21 protein-coding genes and 1 tRNA gene are annotated in these 22,564 nt (G+C 59.5%); 11 read left to right on the top strand and 11 right to left on the bottom strand.

The genetic code is table 11. The annotated features are described in order from the left end of the window. Positions 1-250: 250 nt before the first annotated feature. The gene (locus tag AGR7B_RS00400) at positions 251-1,579 is read right to left on the bottom strand and encodes an MFS transporter (protein WP_065654755.1); all 1,329 of its coding nucleotides are present in this window, start codon (positions 1,577-1,579) and stop codon (positions 251-253) included. 249 nt (positions 1,580-1,828) lie between these two features. Here AGR7B_RS00400 and cyoA point away from each other — a divergent pair, with 249 nt between their 5' ends. The 9 genes from cyoA to AGR7B_RS00355 all read left to right on the top strand — a co-directional run bounded on the left by cyoA (position 1,829) and on the right by AGR7B_RS00355 (position 10,798). Next, positions 1,829-2,959, top strand: coding sequence for a ubiquinol oxidase subunit II (gene cyoA, locus AGR7B_RS00395; protein ID WP_065654756.1), 1,131 nt, complete (start codon positions 1,829-1,831; stop codon positions 2,957-2,959). Between the two features lie 76 nt (positions 2,960-3,035). After that, entirely contained in the window at positions 3,036-5,039 is a 2,004-nt protein-coding gene (gene cyoB, locus AGR7B_RS00390; RefSeq protein ID WP_065654757.1) for a cytochrome o ubiquinol oxidase subunit I, read from the top strand. Positions 5,040-5,045: 6 nt separating this feature from the next. Continuing rightward, positions 5,046-5,672: a cytochrome o ubiquinol oxidase subunit III gene (cyoC, locus tag AGR7B_RS00385; protein WP_065654758.1), complete on the top strand. Its 627-nt coding sequence runs from the start codon at positions 5,046-5,048 to the stop codon at positions 5,670-5,672. Beyond that, positions 5,672-6,067 carry a cytochrome o ubiquinol oxidase subunit IV gene (gene cyoD / locus AGR7B_RS00380; RefSeq protein WP_003514416.1) on the top strand — a complete coding sequence of 132 codons (396 nt, stop codon included), beginning with the start codon at positions 5,672-5,674 and terminating at the stop codon, positions 6,065-6,067. Before cyoC ends, cyoD begins: the two co-directional genes overlap by 1 nt. A gap of 279 nt (positions 6,068-6,346) precedes the next feature. After that, positions 6,347-7,108 carry an SURF1 family protein gene (locus tag AGR7B_RS00375; RefSeq protein WP_065654759.1) on the top strand — a complete coding sequence of 254 codons (762 nt, stop codon included), beginning with the start codon at positions 6,347-6,349 and terminating at the stop codon, positions 7,106-7,108. Positions 7,109-7,221: 113 nt separating this feature from the next. Further along, positions 7,222-8,442 carry a phosphopentomutase gene (locus AGR7B_RS00370; protein ID WP_065654760.1) on the top strand — a complete coding sequence of 407 codons (1,221 nt, stop codon included), beginning with the start codon at positions 7,222-7,224 and terminating at the stop codon, positions 8,440-8,442. Continuing rightward, positions 8,439-9,416: an adenosine deaminase gene (locus AGR7B_RS00365; protein ID WP_080855765.1), complete on the top strand. Its 978-nt coding sequence runs from the start codon at positions 8,439-8,441 to the stop codon at positions 9,414-9,416. The genes AGR7B_RS00370 and AGR7B_RS00365 overlap by 4 nt, the downstream gene beginning before the upstream one ends. A gap of 96 nt (positions 9,417-9,512) precedes the next feature. After that, the gene (upp, locus tag AGR7B_RS00360; protein WP_003524359.1) at positions 9,513-10,142 is read left to right on the top strand and encodes a uracil phosphoribosyltransferase; all 630 of its coding nucleotides are present in this window, start codon (positions 9,513-9,515) and stop codon (positions 10,140-10,142) included. 134 nt (positions 10,143-10,276) lie between these two features. Further along, complete coding sequence (locus tag AGR7B_RS00355; RefSeq protein ID WP_080855764.1) at positions 10,277-10,798, top strand: TIGR02281 family clan AA aspartic protease; 522 nt, start codon at positions 10,277-10,279, stop codon at positions 10,796-10,798. On the opposite strand, the gene deoA is transcribed toward AGR7B_RS00355, so the two are convergent. From deoA to AGR7B_RS00305, 10 genes are all read right to left on the bottom strand, one after another. Beyond that, on the bottom strand, positions 10,791-12,107 hold the full coding sequence (gene deoA, locus AGR7B_RS00350; RefSeq protein ID WP_080855763.1) for a thymidine phosphorylase: 1,317 nt from the start codon (positions 12,105-12,107) through the stop codon (positions 10,791-10,793). The genes AGR7B_RS00355 and deoA overlap by 8 nt on opposite strands. Beyond that, positions 12,104-12,877 carry a deoxyribose-phosphate aldolase gene (deoC, locus tag AGR7B_RS00345; RefSeq protein WP_003524355.1) on the bottom strand — a complete coding sequence of 258 codons (774 nt, stop codon included), beginning with the start codon at positions 12,875-12,877 and terminating at the stop codon, positions 12,104-12,106. The genes deoA and deoC overlap by 4 nt, the downstream gene beginning before the upstream one ends. Before the next feature lie 2 nt (positions 12,878-12,879). After that, positions 12,880-13,680 carry a purine-nucleoside phosphorylase gene (locus AGR7B_RS00340; RefSeq protein ID WP_080855762.1) on the bottom strand — a complete coding sequence of 267 codons (801 nt, stop codon included), beginning with the start codon at positions 13,678-13,680 and terminating at the stop codon, positions 12,880-12,882. Then, positions 13,680-14,069, bottom strand: a complete 390-nt coding sequence (locus AGR7B_RS00335; protein ID WP_003524353.1) for a cytidine deaminase — start codon at positions 14,067-14,069, stop codon at positions 13,680-13,682. The genes AGR7B_RS00340 and AGR7B_RS00335 overlap by 1 nt, the downstream gene beginning before the upstream one ends. Positions 14,070-14,088: 19 nt before the next feature. Then, entirely contained in the window at positions 14,089-15,060 is a 972-nt protein-coding gene (locus tag AGR7B_RS00330) for an ABC transporter permease (RefSeq protein ID WP_003493080.1), read from the bottom strand. A 6-nt stretch (positions 15,061-15,066) separates the two neighbouring features. Then, positions 15,067-16,170, bottom strand: coding sequence for an ABC transporter permease (locus tag AGR7B_RS00325; RefSeq protein ID WP_003524352.1), 1,104 nt, complete (start codon positions 16,168-16,170; stop codon positions 15,067-15,069). A 7-nt stretch (positions 16,171-16,177) separates the two neighbouring features. Then, positions 16,178-17,683 (bottom strand): ABC transporter ATP-binding protein, encoded by a 1,506-nt coding sequence (locus tag AGR7B_RS00320; RefSeq protein ID WP_080855761.1) that lies wholly within the window; start codon positions 17,681-17,683, stop codon positions 16,178-16,180. 81 nt (positions 17,684-17,764) lie between these two features. Continuing rightward, the gene (locus AGR7B_RS00315) at positions 17,765-18,757 is read right to left on the bottom strand and encodes a BMP family lipoprotein (RefSeq protein WP_003524348.1); all 993 of its coding nucleotides are present in this window, start codon (positions 18,755-18,757) and stop codon (positions 17,765-17,767) included. 213 nt (positions 18,758-18,970) lie between these two features. Continuing rightward, entirely contained in the window at positions 18,971-19,621 is a 651-nt protein-coding gene (gene msrA / locus AGR7B_RS00310) for a peptide-methionine (S)-S-oxide reductase MsrA (protein ID WP_065654769.1), read from the bottom strand. Positions 19,622-19,695: 74 nt separating this feature from the next. After that, a complete protein-coding gene (locus AGR7B_RS00305) occupies positions 19,696-20,013 on the bottom strand; it encodes a hypothetical protein (protein WP_003524345.1) in 318 nt (105 codons plus the stop codon). A gap of 220 nt (positions 20,014-20,233) precedes the next feature. Here AGR7B_RS00305 and AGR7B_RS00300 point away from each other — a divergent pair. After that, positions 20,234-20,323 (top strand) — tRNA-Ser (locus AGR7B_RS00300). 309 nt (positions 20,324-20,632) lie between these two features. Next, positions 20,633-22,534 carry a molecular chaperone DnaK gene (gene dnaK / locus AGR7B_RS00290; RefSeq protein ID WP_065654771.1) on the top strand — a complete coding sequence of 634 codons (1,902 nt, stop codon included), beginning with the start codon at positions 20,633-20,635 and terminating at the stop codon, positions 22,532-22,534. The last annotated feature ends 30 nt before the right edge of the window (positions 22,535-22,564 follow it).

The raw sequence follows: 22,564 nt of genomic DNA, 5'->3' as shown, positions 1-22,564 counted from the left end.
CCGTCAAACGGCTTGGCGGCGATGGCCGCTTTTTCGCAAATAATGATCGTCGTCGTTCGCATCGCGTTCCCTGAAGGCCGGCTTTCCGGCAGTGAGATACACTGAATTACGTCAGTATTGCTTACATAATATTTCATGATCGACCAAGTCAAGATTAAAATCGACCCGACGCAATAAAAAAACAAAAACGCCGCGAAATCCGACAGGATTCCGCGGCGCGATGGCTGCAGGGATTTTTAAATTGCCCGGATCACTCCGAAGGCATGTCCAGCGTGCGGCTGAACCACAGGGCAATCAGCGTGCAGAGCGCACCCGACATCAGGTAAATGCCGACCGCGAAAAGGCCGAATTTGGACGAAAATCCGAGCGCGACGAGCGGTGCGAAACCGGCGCCGATCAGCCAGGAAATATCCGACGTGAGCGACGCACCGGTATAGCGGTACTCACGGCTGAAGCGGGAAGCAAGCGCGCCACCCGCCTGACCGAAGGAAAGGCCAAGCAGCGAAAAGCCGATCAGCACAAAGAGATAACGGCCAATATCGCCGGAACCAAGAAGAACCGGTGCAACCAGACTGAAAAGGCCGATCAGCACCGCCGCGATGGCCAGAAGCTTCCGCCGGCCGATCCTGTCGGCCAGAATACCGGAGACCACGATCATCCCGCCGGCGATGATGGCGCTGACGAATTGCACGAACAGGAAGTCCGAGACACGCTGGCTGGTGTTGAGCGAAACCCAACTCAGCGGGAAGACGGTGACCAGATGGAAGAGCGCGAAGCTTGCCAGCGGCACGAACGCTCCCGTGAGGACCACCGGAAACTGCGAGCGCAGCATCTTGAACATGGGGCGCGGTTCCAGCTCGTGCTGTTCCAGCATGGCCTGGAATTCCGGCGTCACGATCATGCGCAGGCGGGCGAAGAGCGCGAGAACATTCAGTGCCAGCGCCACGAAGAAGGGGAAACGCCAGCCCCAGGCGAGGAATTCCGCATTGGAAAGCTGTGTGACGAAGACGATGAAAAAGGCGCTGGCGAGACCGAAGCCCATGGCCGCACCGATCTGCGGCATCATGGCGTACCAGCCGCGCTGTTTCTGCGGCGCATTCATGGCGAGCAGCGAAACCAGACCGTCCCATGCTCCGCCGAGCCCAAGGCCCTGGCCGATGCGGAATACCGCCAGAAGACAGGGGGCAAGCATGCCCGCTTCCGCATAGGACGGAAGAAAGCTGATCGCCATGGTGGAACCACAGAGCGTGAAGAGAGCGGCCATCAGCTTCACGGCGCGCCCGAATTTGCGGTCGATCTGGAGGAAGATCAGCGAGCCGATAGGCCTTGCGATAAAGGCCAGTGAGAAAACCGCGAAGGAATAGAGCGTCGCCGTCAGCGGGTCGACGAAAGAAAAGAAGACGTGGGGGAAAACGAGCGCGGAGGCGATGGCATAGATGAAAAAGTCAAAGAATTCCGTCATTCTCGCGAGAATGACCGCAATCGTGATGCGATCCGGATCGACCTTGACGGGACCGACCCCATTTCCGTTCGCCTCCGGCGCCTGCCCAAAGGATGGAGCAGCATTCGTATAACTCATAATATCCCTCCTGCGTCATGGACGAACCATTTCCTGTAACGCGCCGGCTCCTCTTCCGTTGCGTTACGATGCGGCGGATTGTCACACGCACCCTACGTAACGTCAATTGAAGTTTGGCAATAAAGGGTTGCCCACTCAGCTGACCATGCGATAATGCACGCGCTCCGTCCTTAAACGCAGCTCTGCCCGAGACATGGTGCATCGCGAAGGTTTCGCTGCACCGCGACAATATACCTCATTTGAAAAATGATGTTCGGCAATTATTCGCGGCATAATCCAAACTGTACGAGTTCAAAGAACGTGCGCACGATCAAAAAAATCCTATCCGCCCTTCTGGCAATCCCGGCTCTGCTGCTGCTCAGCGGCTGTAACCTCGTGGTGATGAACCCTTCGGGCGACGTCGCCATCCAGCAGCGCGATCTTATCATCACGTCCACGGTCTTGATGCTGCTGATCATCGTCCCCGTCATCGTCCTGACGATTTTCTTCGCATGGAAATATCGGGAATCGGCAAAGGCCGAGGATTACGATCCCGAATGGCACCACTCCACGCGCCTTGAAATGGTGATCTGGTCGGCTCCGGTCGCCATCATCCTGATGCTCGGCACGGTGACCTGGATTTCCACTCACCGTCTCGACCCCTATCGTCCGCTGGAGCGTATCGACGAGAACCGTCAGGTGACCGCCGATGTCAAACCGATCACGGTGGAAGTGGTGGCCATGGACTGGAAGTGGCTGTTCTTCTATCCCGAACTCGGCATTGGCAGCGTCAATGAATTCGCCGCTCCGGTCGATGTTCCGATCAATTTCAAGATCACCGGCACGACGGCAATGAACTCCTTCTTCGTGCCCGCGCTCGCCGGCCAGATCTACGCCATGGGCGGCATGCAGACCAAGCTGCACGCGGTCATCAACAAGGAAGGCGTTTATGACGGCTTCTCGGCCAACTTCTCCGGCCCCGGCTTCTCCCACATGCGCTTCAAGTTCCATGGCCTCAGCCAGCAGGGCTTCGACCAGTGGGTTGCCAAGGCGAAAGAGGGCGGCAAGGGCTTCGGCCGCCAGGAATATCTGGAATTTGCCAAGCCTTCGGAGCGCGAGCCGGTACAATATTTCGCTTCGGTCGATCCCGAACTCTACAGCGCCATCCTCAACCGCTGCGTCGAGCCCAACAAGCTCTGCATGCGTGACATGATGCATATCGACGCCAATGGCGGCGGCGGCAAGGAAGGCATCGACATCGCCAAGGCGCTGAATTCCGTCGTCTGCACGCCGCTTGCGCCCTTTGGCGTCGCCAGCGGTCCCCAATCCACTCCGGCTGCGCTCGAAGGACAGACTTTCGAGCCTGCGGCGCTGCCGGAAACGAAACAAGTCGCTGGCTGACGGATACGTCCCGGCATTATGCGGCGCGGCCAATGGCTGCGCCGATCTTATGTCTTAGAATCGCAAGAGGCTAAAAATGATCGTCAATTCCGATCAAACGTCGTTCCTGTTCGGGAAGCTGACATGGGAGTCCATCCCGCTTCACGAGCCCATTCTTGTCGCAACCTTCGCGGCGGTGGCTCTGGGCGGTATCGCCGTCGTCGGCGCCCTCACCTATTTCCGCCTCTGGGGCTACCTCTGGAATGAATGGTTCACGAGCATCGATCACAAGAAGATCGGTATCATGTACATCATTCTGGCGCTCGTCATGCTGCTGCGCGGTTTCGCCGATGCCATCATGATGCGCGTCCAGCAGGCGATCGCGTCGGGCGGATCGGAAGGTTACCTTCCGCCGCACCATTACGACCAGATCTTCACGGCCCACGGCGTCATCATGATCTTCTTCATGGCCATGCCGATGATCACGGGTCTGATGAACTTCGTCGTGCCGCTGCAGATCGGCGCCCGCGACGTTTCGTTCCCCTTCCTCAACAACTTCTCCTTCTGGATGACCACGGCCGGCGCCGTCATCACCATGATCTCGCTGTTCATCGGTGAATATGCGCAGACCGGCTGGCTGGCCTATCCGCCGCTTTCCGGCATCGATGGAAGCCCGGGAGTCGGGGTGGATTATTACATCTGGGGTCTGCAGATCGCCGGTGTGGGAACGACGCTATCGGGCATCAACCTGATCGTGACGATCATCAAGATGCGCGCGCCTGGCATGACCATGATGCGCCTGCCGATCTTCGTCTGGACATCGCTGTGTTCGAACATCCTCATCGTGGCCTCCTTCCCGATCCTGACCGGCACGCTGGCACTTCTCACCCTCGACCGCTACGTTGGCACCAACTTCTTCACCAACGATCTCGGCGGCAACCCGATGATGTATGTCAACCTCATCTGGATCTGGGGCCACCCCGAAGTCTACATCCTGGTTCTGCCGGCATTCGGCGTCTTCTCGGAAATCGTTGCGACGTTCTCCCGCAAGCGTCTCTTCGGTTATGCCTCGATGGTTTACGCCACGGGCGTCATCACCATCCTCGCCTATATCGTGTGGCTGCACCACTTCTTCACCATGGGTTCCGGTGCAAGCGTGAATGCTTTCTTCGGCATCACCACGATGATCATCTCGATCCCGACGGGTGCCAAGATCTTCAACTGGCTCTTCACCATGTATAAGGGCCGCATCAAGTTCGATGTCCCGATGCTGTGGACGATCGGCTTCATGATCACCTTCGTCATCGGCGGCATGACCGGCGTTCTCCTCGCCGTTCCGCCGGCGGACTTCGTGCTGCACAACTCGCTGTTCCTGATCGCCCACTTCCACAACACCATCATCGGTGGCGTTGTGTTCGGTGTGCTCGCGGGTATCGTCTACTGGTTCCCGAAGGCCTTCGGTTACCGTCTCGATCCCTTCTGGGGCAAGCTGTCCTTCTGGTTCTGGTTCATCGGTTTCTATTTCGCCTTCATGCCGCTCTATATTCTCGGCCTGATGGGGATTACCCGCCGTATCAGCCAGTTCGAGGATAATTCCCTCCAGATCTGGTTCGTGATCGCCGCCTTCGGCGCCTTCCTGATCGCGCTCGGCATCGCCTCCTTCGTCATCCAGCTCATTGTCAGTTTCCTGAAGCGCGACCAGCTGCGTGACGTGACCGGCGACCCCTATAACGGCCGTACGCTGGAATGGTCGACGTCTTCGCCGCCGCCCGCCTACAACTTCGCCTTCACGCCCGTCATCCATGATGTCGACGCTTGGGCGGATATGAAGAAGCGCGGTTACAGCCGTCCCAAGGAAGGCTTCATCCCGATCCATATGCCGAAGAACACCGGCGCCGGCGTGATCATCAGCGCCATCAGCGTGGTTCTCGGCTTCGCCCTGGTATGGCACATCTGGTGGCTTGCGGCTCTGTCGATGCTCGCCATCATCGCGGTCTCCATCGCCCATACCTTCAACTACAATCGCGATTATTACATTCCAGCTTCCGACGTTTCGACGGTCGAAGCGGAACGTACCAAGCTGCTCGCGGAACAGGCGTAACGGAACATGTCTCATACACCTGCACAAAGCGTCGACGGCGCTGAACCACCGGTCTTCTACCTGAAGGAAGACCATCACCCGGAGAACGGCACCTCGCTGGGCTTCTGGCTCTACCTGATGAGCGACTGCCTCATCTTCGCGACGCTGTTTGCCACCTATGCCGTTGTCGGCCGCAACTACGCGGCCGGCCCTTCCGGCGCCGACCTGTTCGACCTGAAGCTGGTGGCGATCAATACCGGCTTCCTGCTTTTCTCCTCCATCACCTATGGCTTCGCCATGCTGGAAATGGAAAAGCAGAAGGTAAAGGCCACGCTGCTCTGGCTGGGTGTGACCGGCCTCTTCGGCCTCGCCTTCCTCGCGGTCGAACTCTACGAGTTCCATCACCTGATCGCGGAAGGTGCCGGTCCGCAGCGTTCGGCGTTCCTGTCGGCCTTCTTCGCGCTGGTCGGCACGCACGGTCTGCACGTCACCTTCGGCATCATCTGGCTCGTCACGCTCATGTTCCAGGTCGCCAAGCACGGCCTGATCGCGGCAAACAAGCGTCGCCTGATGTGCCTGTCGATGTTCTGGCACTTCCTTGACGTCATCTGGATCGGCGTCTTCTCCTTCGTTTACCTCATGGGAGTTCTTTGATGAGTTCCGAAGCACACGCACATCACGACGCGCATGGCGACGACCATCATCACCATGATGGCGCGAGCCATGGCACCTTCAAGAGCTACATGATCGGCTTCGTCCTGTCGGTTATCCTGACGGCGATCCCCTTCTGGCTGGTCATGGGCGACGTTCTTGAAAACAAGACCCTGCTGGTCATCGCCATCATGGGTCTCGGCGTCATCCAGATTTTTGTGCACATGATCTACTTCCTGCACATGGACACCAAGTCCGAAGGCGGCTGGACCTTCATGGCGCTGATCTTCACCGTCGTGGTGCTCCTGATCACGCTCTCCGGCTCGCTCTGGGTCATGTACAACATGAACAAGAACATGATGCCGCTGCACATCGAGGATGTGAAAAACCTGCCCTGAGCAGCAGAGACCTACGGCCTGCCGGGTTTCCGGCGGGCCGCCTTCGCGCCAACACATAACCCCATGAATCCTGGTGCGATTTATGGGGTTATTTGCTGGAAGAAGCGCATGGCGGGCGCTAGAGTTTTTTTGCTTTTCCTCGAATCGCAAAAACACTCTAACTCTTTGTTTTAGCGCATTTCCGGACGGAAAACCGGGTTCCACTTTTCCTGGAAATGCTCCAGGAAACCCGCCAAAGCAGACTGGTCTCTGCCGGGCGCGCTTCGCAAGGACCGTGACATGAGCGAAACCACACCCCATAACCGGCGCATCCGCCCTGCGGCCATCGTCGTCCTGTTCCTGACCGTTGTTCTGACGGGTCTGCTGCTCGCGCTCGGCACTTGGCAGGTCAAGCGCCTTTCCTGGAAGCTCGATCTTATCGAGCGGGTCGAAGCCCGTGCCCATGCCGATCCCGTCGACGCCCCTGCCGCCAAAGAATGGCTGGCGCTCGGCGATCCGGCGGAATACGAATATCGCCGTGTGAAACTGTCCGGCACCTTCCTCAATGACAGGGAGGTTCAGGTCTATACGGTCACGGACCTCGGCCCCGGTTACTGGGTGATGACGCCGCTCAAGCGGGACGATGGCTCCAGCATCATCGTCAATCGCGGCTTCGTGCCGTCCGACAGGCGCGACCCGTCCTCCCGCCAGGAAGGCGAACCGGCCGGAAATGTCGAGGTCGTCGGGCTGATGCGCGCGCCCGAAACCGGTGGGCTTTTCCTGCGCACCAACGATCCGGCAAATGGCCGCTGGTATTCCCGCAACATCCCGCAAATCTCGCAGGCATCCGGCCTTTCCGATGTCGCGCCGTTTTATGTCGATGCCGATGCGACACCCAATCCGGGCGGCCTGCCGGTCGGCGGCAAGACCATGCTCACCTTCCCCAACAACCATCTCTCCTATGCCGTTACGTGGTATATTCTGGCGGCGATGGTGGTGGCTGCGGGCTGGTATGTCCTGCGCAACCTCAACGCCCCCAAACCGAAACGGGACGAGGATTGAGCAGCCGGTTTTACCGGATGGTTCATAAAATCACTTTCTTCTTCACGTTTTGCTGATCTATAACGACAGTTCGGCCTGACATTGCCCGTCGGCGCATTTTGTTTCGGTGAGTTATGGCAAGAGCATTTCTTCTCGTTCTGGATTCCTTCGGCGTCGGCGGCGCACCCGACGCGGAGCGCTATGGCGATCTTGGCGCAAACACGCTCGGCCATATCGCGGAATTCTGTGCAGCAGGCGCTGCCAACAAAGCGGGGCTTCGCTCGGGTCCGTTAAAACTGCCGAACATGTGTTCGCTCGGCCTGCTGGAGATTGCGCGGCAGGCAAGCGGCGACATTCCCGCCGGCATGGAACCGCCGGAGCGCATTTTCGGCCTGCACGGTTCCGCCAGCGAAATCTCCAAGGGCAAGGACACGCCGTCCGGCCACTGGGAGATCGCCGGTACGCCCGTCACCTTCGACTGGGGATATTTCCCGACGGAAGGCGATGCGTTTTCGCCGGAACTGGTGGAGGCGATCTGCAGGGAGGCTAATATTCCCGGCATCCTCGGCAATTGCCATGCTTCCGGTACCGAGATCATCGCTGCGCTCGGCGAAGAGCATATCAGGACCGGTAAACCGATCTGCTACACCTCATCCGATTCCGTTTTCCAGATCGCCGCGCACGAAACGCATTTCGGTCTGGAGCGCCTCATCTCGCTCTGCGAGACGGTGCGCAAGCTGCTCGATCCTTTGAATATCGGCCGCGTCATCGCCCGCCCCTTCATCGGCGAAACGGTGGCGACCTTCGAACGCACCGGCAACCGTCGCGATTTCTCCGTTCTGCCACCGGAACCGACCCTGCTCGACAGGCTTGTGGAGGCCGGCCGAAAAGTGCACGCCATCGGCAAGATCGGCGATATCTACGCCCATCAGGGTGTGACGCGCGTCATCAAGGCAAATGGCAACAGCGCCCTGATGGATGCGACGTTGCAGGCTATCGATGAGGCCGAAAACGGCGATCTCGTCTTCACCAATTTCGTCGATTTCGACATGCTTTATGGCCATCGCCGGGACGTTGCCGGTTACGCCGCCGCCCTTGAGGCCTTCGATGCGCGAATCCCCGAAATCCATCGCAAGATGGCGCCGGGTGACATCGCCCTTCTGACCGCCGATCACGGTTGCGACCCCACCTGGCGGGGCACCGACCATACACGGGAAAGGGTGCCGATCATGGCATTCGGACCGGGCATTCGCTCACGCGATGTCGGCATCCGTTCAAGCTACGCCGATATCGGCGAAAGCATCGCCCACCATCTTGGCATCGAGGCCGGTTCTCACGGCAGGAGCTTCATTTGACATCGCATTTGCTGAAGGCGGAAATTCACTGCCACATCGAAGGTGCGGCCCCGCCCGCCCTCGTCGCTAAACAGGCGGAGAAATACGGTATCGACACCAGCGGTTTTCTGAGGGACGGCCAATATGTCTGGTCGGATTTCGCCGAATTCATCCGTTGTTATGACGCGGTGGCGCAGGTGTTCAAGACGGATGAGGATTATGCCGTCCTGACTGAAACCTACCTGACCGAACTTGCGCAAGCCAATACCATCTATAGCGAGCTGATCATTTCGCCCGATCACGGCGACCGCATCGGGCTTGGCGCCGACGCCTATCTGGCCGGCATTGCCGAAGGCATCCGCATCGCAAGGGAAAAAACGGGGATCGAAACCCGCATCATTGTCACCGGCGAGCGTCACTTCGGCCCGGAACGGGTAATCGCCGCGGCGGAATTTGCGGCACGCGCTCAACATCCGCTGGTGACGGGCTTCAACATGGCCGGCGAGGAGCGCATGGGCCGCGTCGCCGATTATGCACCCGCCTTCGACATCGCCCGCGATGCCGGCCTTGGGCTGACCATTCATGCCGGCGAGGTTTGCGGACCGGAAAGCGTTGCCGATGCGCTCGACCTCGTCAAGCCGTCCCGCATCGGGCATGGCGTGCGCGCCATCGAAGATGCCGGTCTCATCGCCCGGCTGGTCGAGGCGGGAACGGTTCTGGAAGTCTGCCCCGGCTCTAACATCGCGCTCAACGTCTATCCCGATTTTGCCAGCCACCCGCTGAAAGCTCTGAGCGACGCCGGGGTGCGCGTCTGCATCAGTTCCGACGACCCGCCGTTCTTCTTCACGTCGCTTGCACGGGAATATGCGCTGGCTGCGGACGAGTTCGGCTTCAGCGATGCCGAGATCAATCGCATGACACGGACCGCACTGGAATGCGCCTTCGTGGACGAGGCAACACGTGCGCGACTGCTTGCGAAACTCGATGGCGCCTGACGCTGCGGTTCGCGGGGGTAAAACCGCGAAGAAGGCTTGCGAAAAACGCACTTTCGGTGAATTACAGGGCATAAGATAAAAAGGAAGGCCAGTTTCATGGACGGCGTCACAGTCATCGAACATCCGCTGGTGCGGCACAAACTTACCATCATGCGCAAGAAGGAAACTTCCACCGCCGGCTTCCGCCGCCTGCTCAGGGAAATTTCGACGCTGCTCTGCTATGAAGTGACGCGCGACCTTGAGATGACGATGGAAACCATCGATACGCCGCTCGAAACCATCGAGGCCCCCGTGCTCGAAGGCAAGAAGCTGGTTTTCGCCTCCATCCTGCGCGCCGGCAACGGCCTCTTGGAAGGCATGCTCGAGCTCGTGCCTTCGGCGCGTGTTTCCCATATCGGTGTTTATCGCGATCATGACACGCTGGAAGCCGTCGAATATTACTTCAAGGCTCCAGAAAGCCTCGATGCGCGCCTTATCATCGTTGTCGATCCGATGCTGGCAACCGGCAATTCCTCTATCGCCGCCGTTGAGAAGCTGAAGGAGCGCGGTGCGAAGAACATCCGCTTCCTGTGTCTGCTGGCGGCGCCCGAGGGCATCAAGAACTTCCGTGAAGCGCATCCCGATGTGCATATCTACACCGCCGCGATCGACAGCCATCTGAACGAGAAGGGTTATATCGTTCCCGGTCTCGGCGATGCCGGCGACCGCATGTACGGCACTAAATAAACCCGTTCATCATCGCTTAACCGTTTGAGCCATTCGCCGCTTCCACCAGCGGCGAATGGCTTTTTCTTTTAAGGATTCAGCATGTTTTGCGTCTATTCTGGGCAAGAATAACCTGCCCCTGGAGGAGCAAAGACTTGCTGACGCGCGCGATTTTTCTGCTTGTTGGGCTTTCGGTCGGTGCGACGCAGATTCCGGCTCTGGTGGAAAAATTTCAGCCGCGCCCGGAAGCCAGCATCGAGAAAGCGGAAGCCAGACCCGAAGCAGCCAAGCCGGAGTCCGTCTCCCTTGGCGGCGTCAGTCTGAAAGCGGATGCGCGCGGCCACTTCAATGCCGCCTTCCGCGTCAACGGCAAATCCTTCGACGGGCTTGTCGATACCGGCGCTTCCATGGTCGCCATCAACGAGACGATTGCGCGCCGGCTCGGTTACGGCGTCAACAGCCTCGATTATAAATATGCGATTTCAACGGCGAATGGTCAGACCATGGCTGCCTATGTGAAACTGGACCGGGTGGAGATAGGCACTATCCGGGTTCAGAATGTCGACGCCATGGTGCTGAAGGACAATGCGCTCGGCAACATGCTGATCGGCATGAGCTTCCTCAAACAACTATCGTCCTTCAAGGTATCGGGCGGCGAGATGCGGCTGGTCAGGTGATCCGCTCAAGAACGGCCGCACCGATCTCAGGCGCGCTGTCAGCAATTCCGTAGCAGGCAGCTACCCTTTTCATGGCATGTTGCGCTTCGTCCCTCGAAGCGGCATGAACGGTAGCGATCCGCGCGCCCTTTTCCACTTTCGCGCCGAGCGGCAGGATGTCCGAGATACCGACGGAAGGATTGATCGTGTCCGATGGCTTTTTCCTGCCGCCACCGAGTTCAACGACAACCATGCCAAGATCGCGCGTGGCGCAGGAGGCGAGCAACCCGCTGCGCTCCGCCAGAACCGGGAGAATGACCGGCGCAGAGGGCAGATAACGGGACGGATGCTCAACGAAATCCGATGGGCCGCCGAGTGCCGAAACCATCCGTGCAAAGATTTCCAACGCCCGGCCGGAGGAGAGCGCAGCTGACGCCAGCGCCTCTCCTTCCTCCAGCGTGGCCGCCTTTTGCGCCTGCATCAGCATTTCCGCCGCAAAGGACAGGACGACCTTTTCAAGACGGGTGCCTGCCTTGCGGCCGGCCAGAAAATCCAGACAATTGACGATTTCGACCGCATTGCCGGCGGCATCGCCAAGCGGCTCGTTCATGTCGGTTATCAGCGCCGTTGTCGGCAGGCCTGCGCCGTTCGCCACATCGACCAGCGCGTGGGCGAGATTGCGGGCATCCTCGACGCTCTGCATGAAAGCACCGTTGCCGACCTTCACATCCAGAACCAGCGTCTGTAGCCCGGCCGCAAGCTTTTTCGACAGGATGGAGGCCGTGATCAGCGGTATGGAATCCACCGTCGCGGTCACATCGCGAATGGCATAGAGGCGTTTATCGGCTGGGGCGAGATCGCCCGTCTGGCCGATGATGGCGCAGCCGACCGTCTTTACCGTCCGGCGAAACAACGCCTCGTCCGGCATGACGTCGTAAGCGGGGATCGCTTCCAGCTTGTCCAGCGTGCCGCCGGTATGGCCAAGGCCCCGGCCGGAAATCATCGGCACGGCGAGACCGCAGGCGGCCACGATGGGGGCGAGCATCAGGGAGACATTATCGCCGACGCCGCCGGTGGAATGCTTGTCCGCCACCGGCCTGCCGAGATCGCTCCAGGACAGGACCTCACCGCTGTCGCGCATCGCCAGGGTCAGCGCCACCATCTCATCCCGGTTCATGCCGCGAAAGAAGACCGCCATGGCAAAAGCAGCCGCCTGCCCTTCAGAGATGCCGTCTTTCGAAAGCGCCTCTATGAAAGCGGCAATCTCCCGAGGCTCAAGTGACAGGCCATCGCGTTTGCGCCGGATGATTTCCTGCGGGATCAAGCTCAATACCCGCTGGCGGCCTTGGCGGGCTCGCCGCCGGCCAGCACGTTCAGCACATCATCGAGAACACCGGAAGCGCCGAAACGGAAGGTGGACGGCATGGCCCAGTTGGGCGCCATGATGGTTTCCGCAAGCCTGAGGTAAAGCGTGGCGTCCTCCACCGTGCCGATGCCGCCGGCGGGCTTGAAGCCCACCTTCTGCCGGCTGTCGCGGATCGCCTGCAACATGATGTCGGCGGCCTCCAGCGTGGCGTTGATGGCAACCTTGCCGGTCGAGGTCTTGATGAAATCGGCCCCTTCGGCAATGGCGAGTTCCGATGCGCGACGGATGAGCGCCTTGTCCTTCAACTCGCCGGTTTCAAGAATGACCTTGAGCAGCACGGGTGCAACGCAGGCCTTGCGAACGGCCGCCACCATGGTGGACACCGCCGTTTCATCGCCGGCTATGAATTTGCGATAGGGAATGACGAGATCGATTTCGTCAGCGCCGTCGCGGATCGCCGCCTCGGTTTCCGCAACCACGGTCGCGATGTCGAGATCGCCCGAAGGAAAATTGACGACCGTGGCGATGCGGATAGCGTGGTCTTTTCCAAACGCCGCACGGGCCTGCGCCACGAAGCGCGGCCAGATGCAGATTGCGGCCGTATTGCCATACTCTGTATGCGCCCGCTGGCACAGAGCGGCAATCTGCTCGGGCGTGCAGTCTTCCTTGAGATTGGTCAGGTCCAGCAAGGACAGGGTGAGGGCAGCCGCTTCGCGCGGACGCTGGAGTTCCATGGTCACGCTCCTCCTGCGATCATTTCCTTCAGAATGGCGGCAAGCCTCTTGCCGCCCACGGGAGCCATGTCCTTGGTTTCTTCATGGCTCAGTTCCGCGCCGGTCATGCCGGCACCGTAATTGGTAATAACCGATGCGGCGGCGACGCGCATCCCGAAAAAGCGCGCAAGGATGACTTCCGGCACGGTGGACATGCCAACGGCATCCGCCCCCAGCAGCCGCGCCAGGCGGATTTCCGCCGGTGTTTCGAAGCTCGGGCCGGAAAACCACATATAGACGCCGCCGAACAAAGGCACTGTGGCACGGATGGCGGCGTTGCGCATGGCAAGCATCAGATCGGGATCGTAAGCGGTGGTCATGCCGACGAAGCGGCGGTCGCTTTCCTCGCCGATCAGCGGGTTCATGCCGGAATAGTTGATGTGATCGGTGATCTGCATGACCGAGCCGGGCGGCATATCCTGTCTGACCGAACCTGCCGAATTGGTGAGGATGAGCGACTGCACGCCGAGACCGGCCAGCGCCCCGATGATCGCGCGCATGGCGGACGGATCGCCCTTTTCGTAATAATGCACCCGGCCGGAGAGCATCATGACCGGCTCACCCCCAAGATATCCCGCCACCAGCTCGCCCGCATGGCCGGAAACGCCGCTTGCGGGAAAACCGGGAAGTTCGGCATAGGGCACCCGGATCGGATCGCTGACGTCTTCCACCAGCGAACCGAGGCCCGAGCCGAGGACAATGGCGACGCGCGGCATCAGGCCGTTCAGGCGCTCCACCAGAATATCGATCAGCGTATCCGGCATCAGGGCAGCTCTGTCTTGAAGCTGAAGGGCAAAAGCTCTTCCATGGTCATGACCTTCTGCACGCCGGTTTCGTCGCAGAGATAGACTTTCGTGTCCGGCGTCGCGAATTCGGCGATCTTCTGCCGGCAGCCGCCGCAGGGTGGGCAAAGAGCAAGCTTTTCGGCGATGACCGCGATTTCGCTGATCTTCTTTGCCCCACCCATGATCATGGCGCTGATGGCGGAAGGTTCAGCGCACCAGCCCTGCGGGAAGGAGAGGTTCTCGATGTTGGCGCCCTTGTAAATCTTGCCGTCTTCGGCGCGGATCGCCGCACCGACCGGAAATTTCGAATAGGGCGCGTGGGCAAAGGCCATGGCCTCCACCGCTGCCTCGAACAGGGCATGGGACATCGGATCTCGGGACATGGATTTAACGCTCCTTCGCATAGGCAACGCCACCGGCCTTGGGGGGCTTGGCGACGCCGATGAAACCGGCAAGCAGGATGCAGGTCAGAATATAGGGCATGGCCTGGAAAATCTGCACCGGCACCTCGCCGATACCGGGCACGGATTTGCCCTGCATGAAGTTGGCGAAGGCATCCAGAAAACCGAAAAGCAGGCAGGCGAACATGACCGGCACCGGCTTCCATTTCGCGAAGATCAGCGCCGCAAGCGCTATATAGCCCTTGCCGGCCGACATGTTGGCGATGAAGGCCGCCGACTGCGCAACGGCGAGATAGGCGCCTGAAAAACCGCAGAGGAAACCGGCGACGATGACGGCGCGGAAGCGCATCCATGTCACCGAAATGCCGGCCGTATCCACCGCGCCCGGGTTTTCACCCACGGCGCGCAGACGCAGGCCAAAACGGGTGCGATAAAGCACCCACCAGGAGAGCGGCACAGCCAGAAAGGCGAGATAGGTGAGGATATTGTTGCCGGAAATGACATTGGCATAGAGCGGGCCGATGAAGGGCACCTCGCGCATCGCATCCGCACCCGGCAGGATGATCGGCGCAAAGCGGCCCTCGGACGGCAATTGCGGCGTGCGGCCGCCCTGCCCGAACCAGGCTTGCCCCAGAACCACCGTCAGGCCGGCGGCGATGAAGTTCAGCGCCACGCCCGACACGATCTGGTTGCCGCGATTGGTGATGACGGCGAAACCATGGATCAACGAGAAGAGGATGGAAACAGTGATGCCCGCCAGCAGACCGGCCCATGGATCTGCCGTGAGATAGGCGACGCAGGCGGAGGCGAAGGCCGCCGCCAGCATCTTGCCTTCAAGGCCGATATCGAACACGCCCGCGCGTTCGGAAAAGAGCCCGGCAAGTGCGGTGAAGAGCAGCGGGATGGTGAGACGGACGGTCGAGCCGAGGATGCTGACCAGCATATCGAAGAAATCCATATCAGCTCACCCCTTTGCCAAACGCTGGTAGATGCGGACGACCGCCGGCCGGTACATATATTCCAGCGCGCCGGCAAACAGGATCACCAGACCCTGAATGACCACGATCATCTCGCGGGTAATGTTCGGCATCTCGAAAGAAAGATCCGCACCGCCCTGATAGAGAATACCGAACAGCAATGCCGCGAAGATGATGCCGAGCGGATGGCTTCGCCCCATCAGCGACACGGCGATGCCCACGAAGCCAGCACCGCCGACAAATTCCACCTGCAGGCGGGCGGAAGCGCCCATGACCGGGTTCAGCGCCATCATGCCCGCCAGACCGCCGGAAATCAGCATGGCGATGATGACCGTGCGCGCATAGGGAATGCCGGCATAGATGGCGGCCGACGGGCTGATGCCGAGCGTGCGCATCTCATAACCGAGCTTGGTGCGCCAGATCAGCACCCAGACGAGGAAACACATGACCAGCGCGATGATGAAGGAGACGTTGAACGGCGCCGGCCCGAGCTTGAGGCCGAACAGCGCCATCAGCCAGTCCAATTTCGGCAATTGCCCGCCCGGCAGGAAGGTGCGCGTTTCCGGCGCCATCTTGCCCGGCACGATCAGCACATTCACCAGCAGATAGACCATCAGTGCAGCTGCGATGAAGTTGAACATGATGGTGGTGATGACGACGTGGCTGCCGCGTTTTGCCTGCAACCATGCCGGAATGAAGGCCCAGGCCGCGCCGAAAAGCGCGGCACCGATGACGGCGAAAGGCATCGTCACATACCACGGCACGTAACGATCAAGCGCCAGCGCCACCAGCGCCGCACCCAGACCGCCAATATAGGCCTGACCTTCGGAGCCGATATTGAAGAGGCCGGCATGGAAGGCCACGGCGACGGAAAGGCCGGTGAAGATGAAGCTCGTCGTATAGAACAGCGTGAAGCCGATAGCATCGCCACGGCCAAGCGCACCTTCGATGAGCAGGCGCAGCGCCGCCAGCGGGCTTTCCCCGATGGACCAGACAACGAGGCCGGAAATCAGAAAGGCAGTAACAACGTTCAGCAACGGCAGCAGGCCGTAGCTGATCCAGTTTGGTAGGGGTACGGAAGCGGTGCTCATTCATGCCTCATGCGGCGATGCCGGCCATCATCAGGCCCAGCGTCTGTTCTTCGGCTTCCGCCGTTTTTTCTCCAACGACACGGCCGGCGAACATGACCATGATCCGATCCGAAAGGGAACGGATTTCATCGAGTTCGACAGAAACCAGCAAAATCGCCTTACCGGCATCGCGCATTTCAATGATACGGCGATGGATGAATTCGATGGCGCCGATATCCACGCCGCGGGTCGGCTGACCGATGATCAGCATCTTGGGATCGCGCTCGATTTCGCGGGCGACGACGATCTTCTGCTGATTGCCGCCGGAAAAATTGGCGGTCTTCAACTGCGGATTTGGCGGGCGAATGTCGTATTTCTCGATCTTTTCGACCGCATCCCTGCGGATGGCCTCGGGGTTGAGGAAAGGCCCTTTGCCATAACGCTCATCATGGTGATAACCGAGGATGGAGTTCTCATATTCCTCGAATTTCAGTACCAGCCCCATATGGTGGCGGTCTTCCGGGATATGCGCGAGGCCGAGCCTGCGCAGAATGGCCGGATCGGGTCGGTCGACCTTCTGGCCATCCACCCATATCTCGCCCGAATGGGGCTTGCGGATGCCCGCGATGGCTTCGAGCAGCTCCGACTGACCATTGCCCGCCACGCCGGCAATGCCGACGATTTCACCGGCACGGACATCGAGCGAGACATCATCCACCATGGTGACGCCGCGACTGTCCTTGACAGTCAGATTGCGGATGGAGAGCAGAACATCGCCCGGCGTCGTCTCGCCCTTTTCCACCCTGAGCAGCACGCGGCGGCCAACCATCAGTTCGGCCAGTTCCTCGACGCTGGTTTCGGAGGTCTTGCAGGTCGCGACCATTTCACCGCGGCGCATGACGGAGACGGAATCCGTGATCGCCATGATTTCGCGCAGCTTATGGGTGATGAGGATGACGGTCTTGCCCTGCTCGCGCAGGACGCCGAGAATCTTGAAAAGGTGATCGGCCTCGGCCGGCGTCAGAACGCCGGTCGGCTCATCGAGGATCAGGATTTCGGCGCCACGATACATGGCTTTGAGGATTTCGACGCGCTGCTGCAGACCGACCGGCAATTCCTCGATGACCGCATCCGGATCGACTTCCAGACCGTAATCGTCCTCTAGGCGCTGCAACTCCTTGCGGGCCGCCGCCCGGCCCTTGGCGAGCGATGCGCCGCCTTCTGCGCCGAGCATGACGTTTTCCAGCACGGTGAAATTTTCCACCAACATGAAGTGCTGATGCACCATGCCGATGCCGGCATTGATGGCCGTCTGGCTGTCACGGATCGCGACGGGCGTGCCATTCACCCGGATTTCACCGGCGTCCGCCTGGTAAAAGCCATAGAGGATCGACATCAGGGTCGATTTCCCGGCACCGTTTTCCCCGATAATGCCGTGGATCGTGCCCTTGGCGACGGTCAGATTGATATTCTTGTTGGCGTGAACGGCACCGAATTTCTTGTCGATGCCCACCAGTTCGATTGCAGGGTCCATACTCAAACCGAAACCTCTCCGAAGGCTGGATATGAAAAGGGCGCAAGATGAAAAACATCATGCGCCCCCGTGCATATCATATCATTTCGGGCAGGAATTATCCGCCATATAGTCATGAACCTTGACGGCGCCGGAGATGATATCGGCCTTCGCCTTGTCCACGGCGGCGGTCATTTCCGGCGTGATCAGGGCCTTGTTGTTGTCGTCGACCGCGTAGGCGACGCCATCTTCCTTGACGCCGAGCGCAACGATGCCGGGGGTGAACTTGTCGTCCTTGGCATCCTTGTAGGCATTGTAGACGGCCAGATCGACGCGCTTGACCATGGAGGTCAGAACCGAACCCGGATGCAGGTGGTTCTGGTTGGAATCGACGCCGATCGAGAACTTCTTGTTGTCGGCGGCGGTCTGCAGCACGCCGATACCGGTCGCACCGGCTGCCGCGTAAATCACGTCCGCACCCTGGTCGATCTGGTTCTTGGTGAGTTCGCCGCCGCGCACCGGATCGTTCCAGGCAGCACCCGTGGTGCCGGTCATGTTCTGGAAGACTTCGATCTTGTCGTTGGCCGCCTTGGCGCCCTGCGCATAACCACAGGCGAACTTACGGATCAGCGGAATATCCATGCCGCCGATGAAGCCGACCTTGCCGGTCTTGGAGGCCATGCCGGCCAGAAGACCGACGAGATAGGAGCCTTCGTGCTCCTTGTATACGACGGAGCGAACATTCGGCAGCTCGACGACGGAATCGACGATGACGAACTTGGTGTCGGGGAATTCGGCGGCGACCTTTTCCATGGCCGAGGTCCAGGCAAAAGACACGGCAACGACCGGGTTGAAGCCCTTGCTGGCGAAGTTGCGGATGGCCTGTTCGCCCTGCGTGTCGCTGGTCGGCTCGAAATCGCGGAACTCGATGCCCGTTTCCGCCTTGAACTTTTCAGCGCCGGCCGCAGCGGCCTCGTTGAACGACTTGTCGAACTTGCCGCCCGTGCCATAGACCAGCGCCGGCTTGATATCCGCGGCGAGCGCGGAAGCCGACATTGCGGCAAGCGCAAAAAGCGTCAGAAGGGATTTTTTCATTGTGCAGCCCTGTTGTTGCAATTGATATTATAAGGGTCCTCCCGCAATCCCGTTGACCGGGAATGTCTGCGGAACCGCCAGCCGTTTCCCGGCTGTGCTTGCCTCATATCCTTGCATGGCTCAATGAAAAATTCATCCGGTTTTTTTGACCCGGTGGAAAAACTTTATTCTGGCGCTTTTTTGGTCTTTCCACCGGGGCGACCTGCAAAAAATCTAGTCGATATTGCAGCTTACGCCGGTTCCCCTCAGGCCGCAGTAGCCGCCCGGGTTCTTGGCAAGATATTGCTGATGGTAGTCTTCAGCGTAATAAAACTTTTCAAGCGGCCCGATCTCGGTGGTGATGGCGCTGCCATGGCCGGCCTCGTCCAAAGCCTGTTGAAAAGCATCGCTCGCCTTCTGCGCCTGCTGCAACTGCCCTTCCGTCGTCGCGTAAATGGCGGAACGATAGGTCGTGCCGACATCGTTGCCCTGGCGCATCCCTTGTGTCGGATCATGCTCCTCGAAGAATATCTTCAGCAGGCCCGGGAGCGAGATCACGGCCGGATCGTAGACAACCTTGACCACTTCGGCGTGGCCCGTCTGGCCCGTGGTCGTCTCCTGATAGGTGGGGTTGCGGGTGAAGCCGCCGGCATAACCCACCGCTGTCACCCACACGCCCGGCGTTTTCCAGAACAATCGTTCCGCACCCCAGAAGCAGCCCATGCCGAGATAGATGGTTTCAAGACCATCCGGATAAGGCCCCTTCAAAGGCCGGCCATTGACGAAATGGGCTTCCGGCACCGCAAGCGCCTCTTCACGGCCGGGCAAGGCGGTTTCTTCGGTCGGCATCGTCGTTTTTTTTGAAAGCGTATCGAACAGGAACATTCGGTCCTCCATGCGGCCAGTTCCGCCGCTTCTCATGGTTCACGTCTGCGGGCGCCCATTTCGACAGATACAAGTCAGGCCGATAAACGCCTCATCGCCTTGTGTTTCCTGTAACCCGCCATCCAGCAGAGCAGGGAAAGCGCCAGGGAAACGGCAAATGCGGGCACCGCCGACAGGGCATTTTCAATGAAGCGCCACGCTTCAGGGTGAATATAGTGAGCCATGGCCGCTTCCACCATGGTGCGCGAGGCAGGAAGCAGATAGTTCCAGACGGACAGGATGCCGGTGATGTTGACCGAGGAGGTGGAAACCGAGCGGACCGAATCGAGCACACCCAGAAAAACCGCCGCCACGAGGAAAAGAAAGCTCAAAAACCGCAAAAAAGCTTTCATCAGGGACACCTCGTTTACGATCTGCCGGTCAGACAGCGATATTTTGAAATCTATAATGCATCGATAAAGGCGGGAAAACCGGTTTGCAATCGCATCGGAACACAGGAAATTGCCGACATTTCAAAAAACTGTCAGATTCGTGTTGATCCCTGCGAATTCATCGGTATATATCGCGCCGTTCCAGTGATTTGCATTCTTCAAAACATGCAGATTTGAAAAAGGACAGGTGGCCGAGTGGTTTAAGGCGCACGCCTGGAACGCGTGTGTGCGTGAAAGCGTACCGTGGGTTCGAATCCCACCCTGTCCGCCATTTCACCCCACCCTAATACCGTTAAAAGCCAGTCTCAATGGGTCGCTCGCCGCGATGCCGACCGGCAGCGCCGTGTAGAGCCCGAGCCGCGTTTTCTCGCTTCCGCAAGCCGTGATGGCTATGCTTCTGCACAGACAGGGGTTTCCTGCGCTTTTTTGCTGCGCTTCCCCCTGTCTTGCGCCTTGCAGCAGGAAAAATCGCTCCTTATATACGCCGCATAACAGCAGCGAAGGCTGCAAATCCAAGTCAAGGAGTTGCCACAAGAATGCCTCACGGGGTTCCGGCAGCTCGCTTCAAGGAGAGAAGAGCATGGCAAAAGTAATCGGTATCGACCTTGGCACGACCAATTCCTGCGTCGCAGTGATGGACGGCAAGGACACGAAAGTAATTGAAAACGCGGAAGGCGCGCGTACCACGCCGTCCATGGTGGCATTTTCCGACGATGGCGAGCGCCTTGTCGGCCAGCCGGCCAAGCGACAGGCGGTCACCAACCCGACCAACACCTTGTTTGCGGTCAAGCGCCTGATCGGCCGCCGTTATGAAGACCCGACTGTCGAAAAGGACAAGGCTCTGGTCCCCTTTGAAATCGTCAAGGGTGACAATGGCGACGCATGGGTGAAGGCGCAGGACAAGCCCTATTCCCCTTCGCAGATTTCCGCGATGATCCTTCAGAAGATGAAGGAAACGGCTGAATCCTATCTCGGCGAAAAGGTCGAGAAGGCCGTTATCACGGTTCCTGCCTACTTCAACGACGCCCAGCGTCAGGCAACCAAGGATGCCGGCCGCATCGCCGGTCTGGATGTTCTGCGCATCATCAACGAGCCGACTGCGGCGGCACTCGCCTATGGCCTCGACAAGAAGGACGGCAAGACGATTGCCGTTTACGACCTTGGCGGCGGCACCTTCGATATTTCCGTGCTGGAAATCGGCGACGGCGTCTTCGAAGTGAAGTCCACCAATGGCGATACCTTCCTTGGCGGTGAAGACTTCGACATGCGTCTGGTGGAATATCTGGCCGGCGAGTTCAAGAAGGATCAGGGCATCGACCTGAAGAACGACAAGCTTGCCCTGCAGCGCCTGAAGGAAGCAGCCGAAAAGGCGAAGATCGAGCTGTCGTCCTCGCAGCAGACCGAAATCAACCTGCCGTTCATCACGGCTGACGCCTCCGGTCCAAAGCACCTGACGCTGAAGCTGACCCGCGCCAAGTTCGAAAGCTTGGTCGATGACCTCGTGCAGCGCACCGTTGCGCCGTGCAAGGCAGCGCTCAAGGATGCCGGCGTCTCCGCTTCCGAGATCGACGAAGTCGTTCTCGTCGGTGGCATGAGCCGCATGCCGAAGGTACAGGAAGTCGTCAAGCAGCTGTTCGGCAAGGAGCCGCACAAGGGTGTGAATCCGGATGAAGTGGTCGCCATGGGCGCCGCCATCCAGGCCGGCGTTCTGCAGGGCGACGTCAAGGACGTTCTGCTGCTCGACGTGACCCCGCTGTCGCTCGGCATCGAAACGCTGGGTGGCGTCTTCACCCGTCTGATTGATCGCAACACGACGATCCCGACCAAGAAGAGCCAGACCTTCTCGACCGCCGAAGACAACCAGTCTGCCGTGACCATCCGCGTCTCGCAGGGCGAGCGTGAAATGGCCCAGGACAACAAGCTGCTCGGCCAGTTCGACCTCGTCGGCCTGCCGCCGGCACCGCGTGGCGTTCCGCAGATCGAAGTAACCTTCGATATCGACGCCAACGGCATCGTGCAGGTTTCGGCGAAAGACAAGGGCACCGGCAAGGAACAGCAGATCCGCATCCAGGCTTCCGGCGGTCTCTCCGACGCGGACATCGAGAAGATGGTGAAGGACGCCGAAGCCAATGCCGAAGCCGACAAGAAGCGTCGTGCGGGTGTGGAAGCCAAGAATCAGGCCGAAAGCCTCATCCACTCCACCGAGAAGTCGGTGAAGGAATATGGTGACAAGGTTTCCGAGACCGACCGCAAGGCGATCGAAGACGCCATTGCCGCCCTGAAGACCGCTGTCGAAGCCGCTGAGCCTGACGCAGACGACATTCAGGCGAAGACCCAGACCCTCATGGAAGTCTCCATGAAGCTCGGTCAGGCCATCTACGAAGCGCAGCAGGCCGAGGCCGGCGATGCTTCTGCAGAAGGCAAGGACGACGTCGTCGACGCCGACTATGAAGAAATCAAGGACGATAAGAAGTCCGCATAATAGCGCGACTTCCCGACTCCTCACACCATA

Origin of the sequence: Agrobacterium deltaense RV3 (genome assembly GCF_900013505.1) — a bacterium.
In the GTDB taxonomy this organism is placed as follows: Bacteria; Pseudomonadota; Alphaproteobacteria; order Rhizobiales; family Rhizobiaceae; genus Agrobacterium; species Agrobacterium leguminum.
The sequence above is the reverse complement of the archived record's forward strand: the minus strand, read 5'-3'. Positions and strand labels throughout refer to the sequence as shown.

Coding starts and splice junctions, on each gene's coding strand:
- cyoD (WP_003514416.1), top strand. CDS start 5,672: ATGAGTTCCGAAGCACACGCACATCACGACGCGCATGGCGACGACCAT.
- AGR7B_RS00370 (WP_065654760.1), top strand. CDS start 7,222: ATGGCAAGAGCATTTCTTCTCGTTCTGGATTCCTTCGGCGTCGGCGGC.
- AGR7B_RS00325 (WP_003524352.1), bottom strand. CDS start 16,170: ATGAGCACCGCTTCCGTACCCCTACCAAACTGGATCAGCTACGGCCTG.
- AGR7B_RS00330 (WP_003493080.1), bottom strand. CDS start 15,060: ATGGATTTCTTCGATATGCTGGTCAGCATCCTCGGCTCGACCGTCCGT.
- AGR7B_RS00305 (WP_003524345.1), bottom strand. CDS start 20,013: ATGAAAGCTTTTTTGCGGTTTTTGAGCTTTCTTTTCCTCGTGGCGGCG.
- AGR7B_RS00400 (WP_065654755.1), bottom strand. CDS start 1,579: ATGAGTTATACGAATGCTGCTCCATCCTTTGGGCAGGCGCCGGAGGCG.
- cyoB (WP_065654757.1), top strand. CDS start 3,036: ATGATCGTCAATTCCGATCAAACGTCGTTCCTGTTCGGGAAGCTGACA.
- AGR7B_RS00335 (WP_003524353.1), bottom strand. CDS start 14,069: ATGTCCCATGCCCTGTTCGAGGCAGCGGTGGAGGCCATGGCCTTTGCC.
- cyoC (WP_065654758.1), top strand. CDS start 5,046: ATGTCTCATACACCTGCACAAAGCGTCGACGGCGCTGAACCACCGGTC.
- AGR7B_RS00375 (WP_065654759.1), top strand. CDS start 6,347: ATGAGCGAAACCACACCCCATAACCGGCGCATCCGCCCTGCGGCCATC.
- AGR7B_RS00315 (WP_003524348.1), bottom strand. CDS start 18,757: ATGAAAAAATCCCTTCTGACGCTTTTTGCGCTTGCCGCAATGTCGGCT.
- cyoA (WP_065654756.1), top strand. CDS start 1,829: ATGTTCGGCAATTATTCGCGGCATAATCCAAACTGTACGAGTTCAAAG.
- AGR7B_RS00340 (WP_080855762.1), bottom strand. CDS start 13,680: ATGCCGGATACGCTGATCGATATTCTGGTGGAGCGCCTGAACGGCCTG.
- dnaK (WP_065654771.1), top strand. CDS start 20,633: ATGGCAAAAGTAATCGGTATCGACCTTGGCACGACCAATTCCTGCGTC.
- AGR7B_RS00320 (WP_080855761.1), bottom strand. CDS start 17,683: ATGGACCCTGCAATCGAACTGGTGGGCATCGACAAGAAATTCGGTGCC.
- upp (WP_003524359.1), top strand. CDS start 9,513: ATGGACGGCGTCACAGTCATCGAACATCCGCTGGTGCGGCACAAACTT.
- msrA (WP_065654769.1), bottom strand. CDS start 19,621: ATGTTCCTGTTCGATACGCTTTCAAAAAAAACGACGATGCCGACCGAA.
- deoC (WP_003524355.1), bottom strand. CDS start 12,877: ATGGAACTCCAGCGTCCGCGCGAAGCGGCTGCCCTCACCCTGTCCTTG.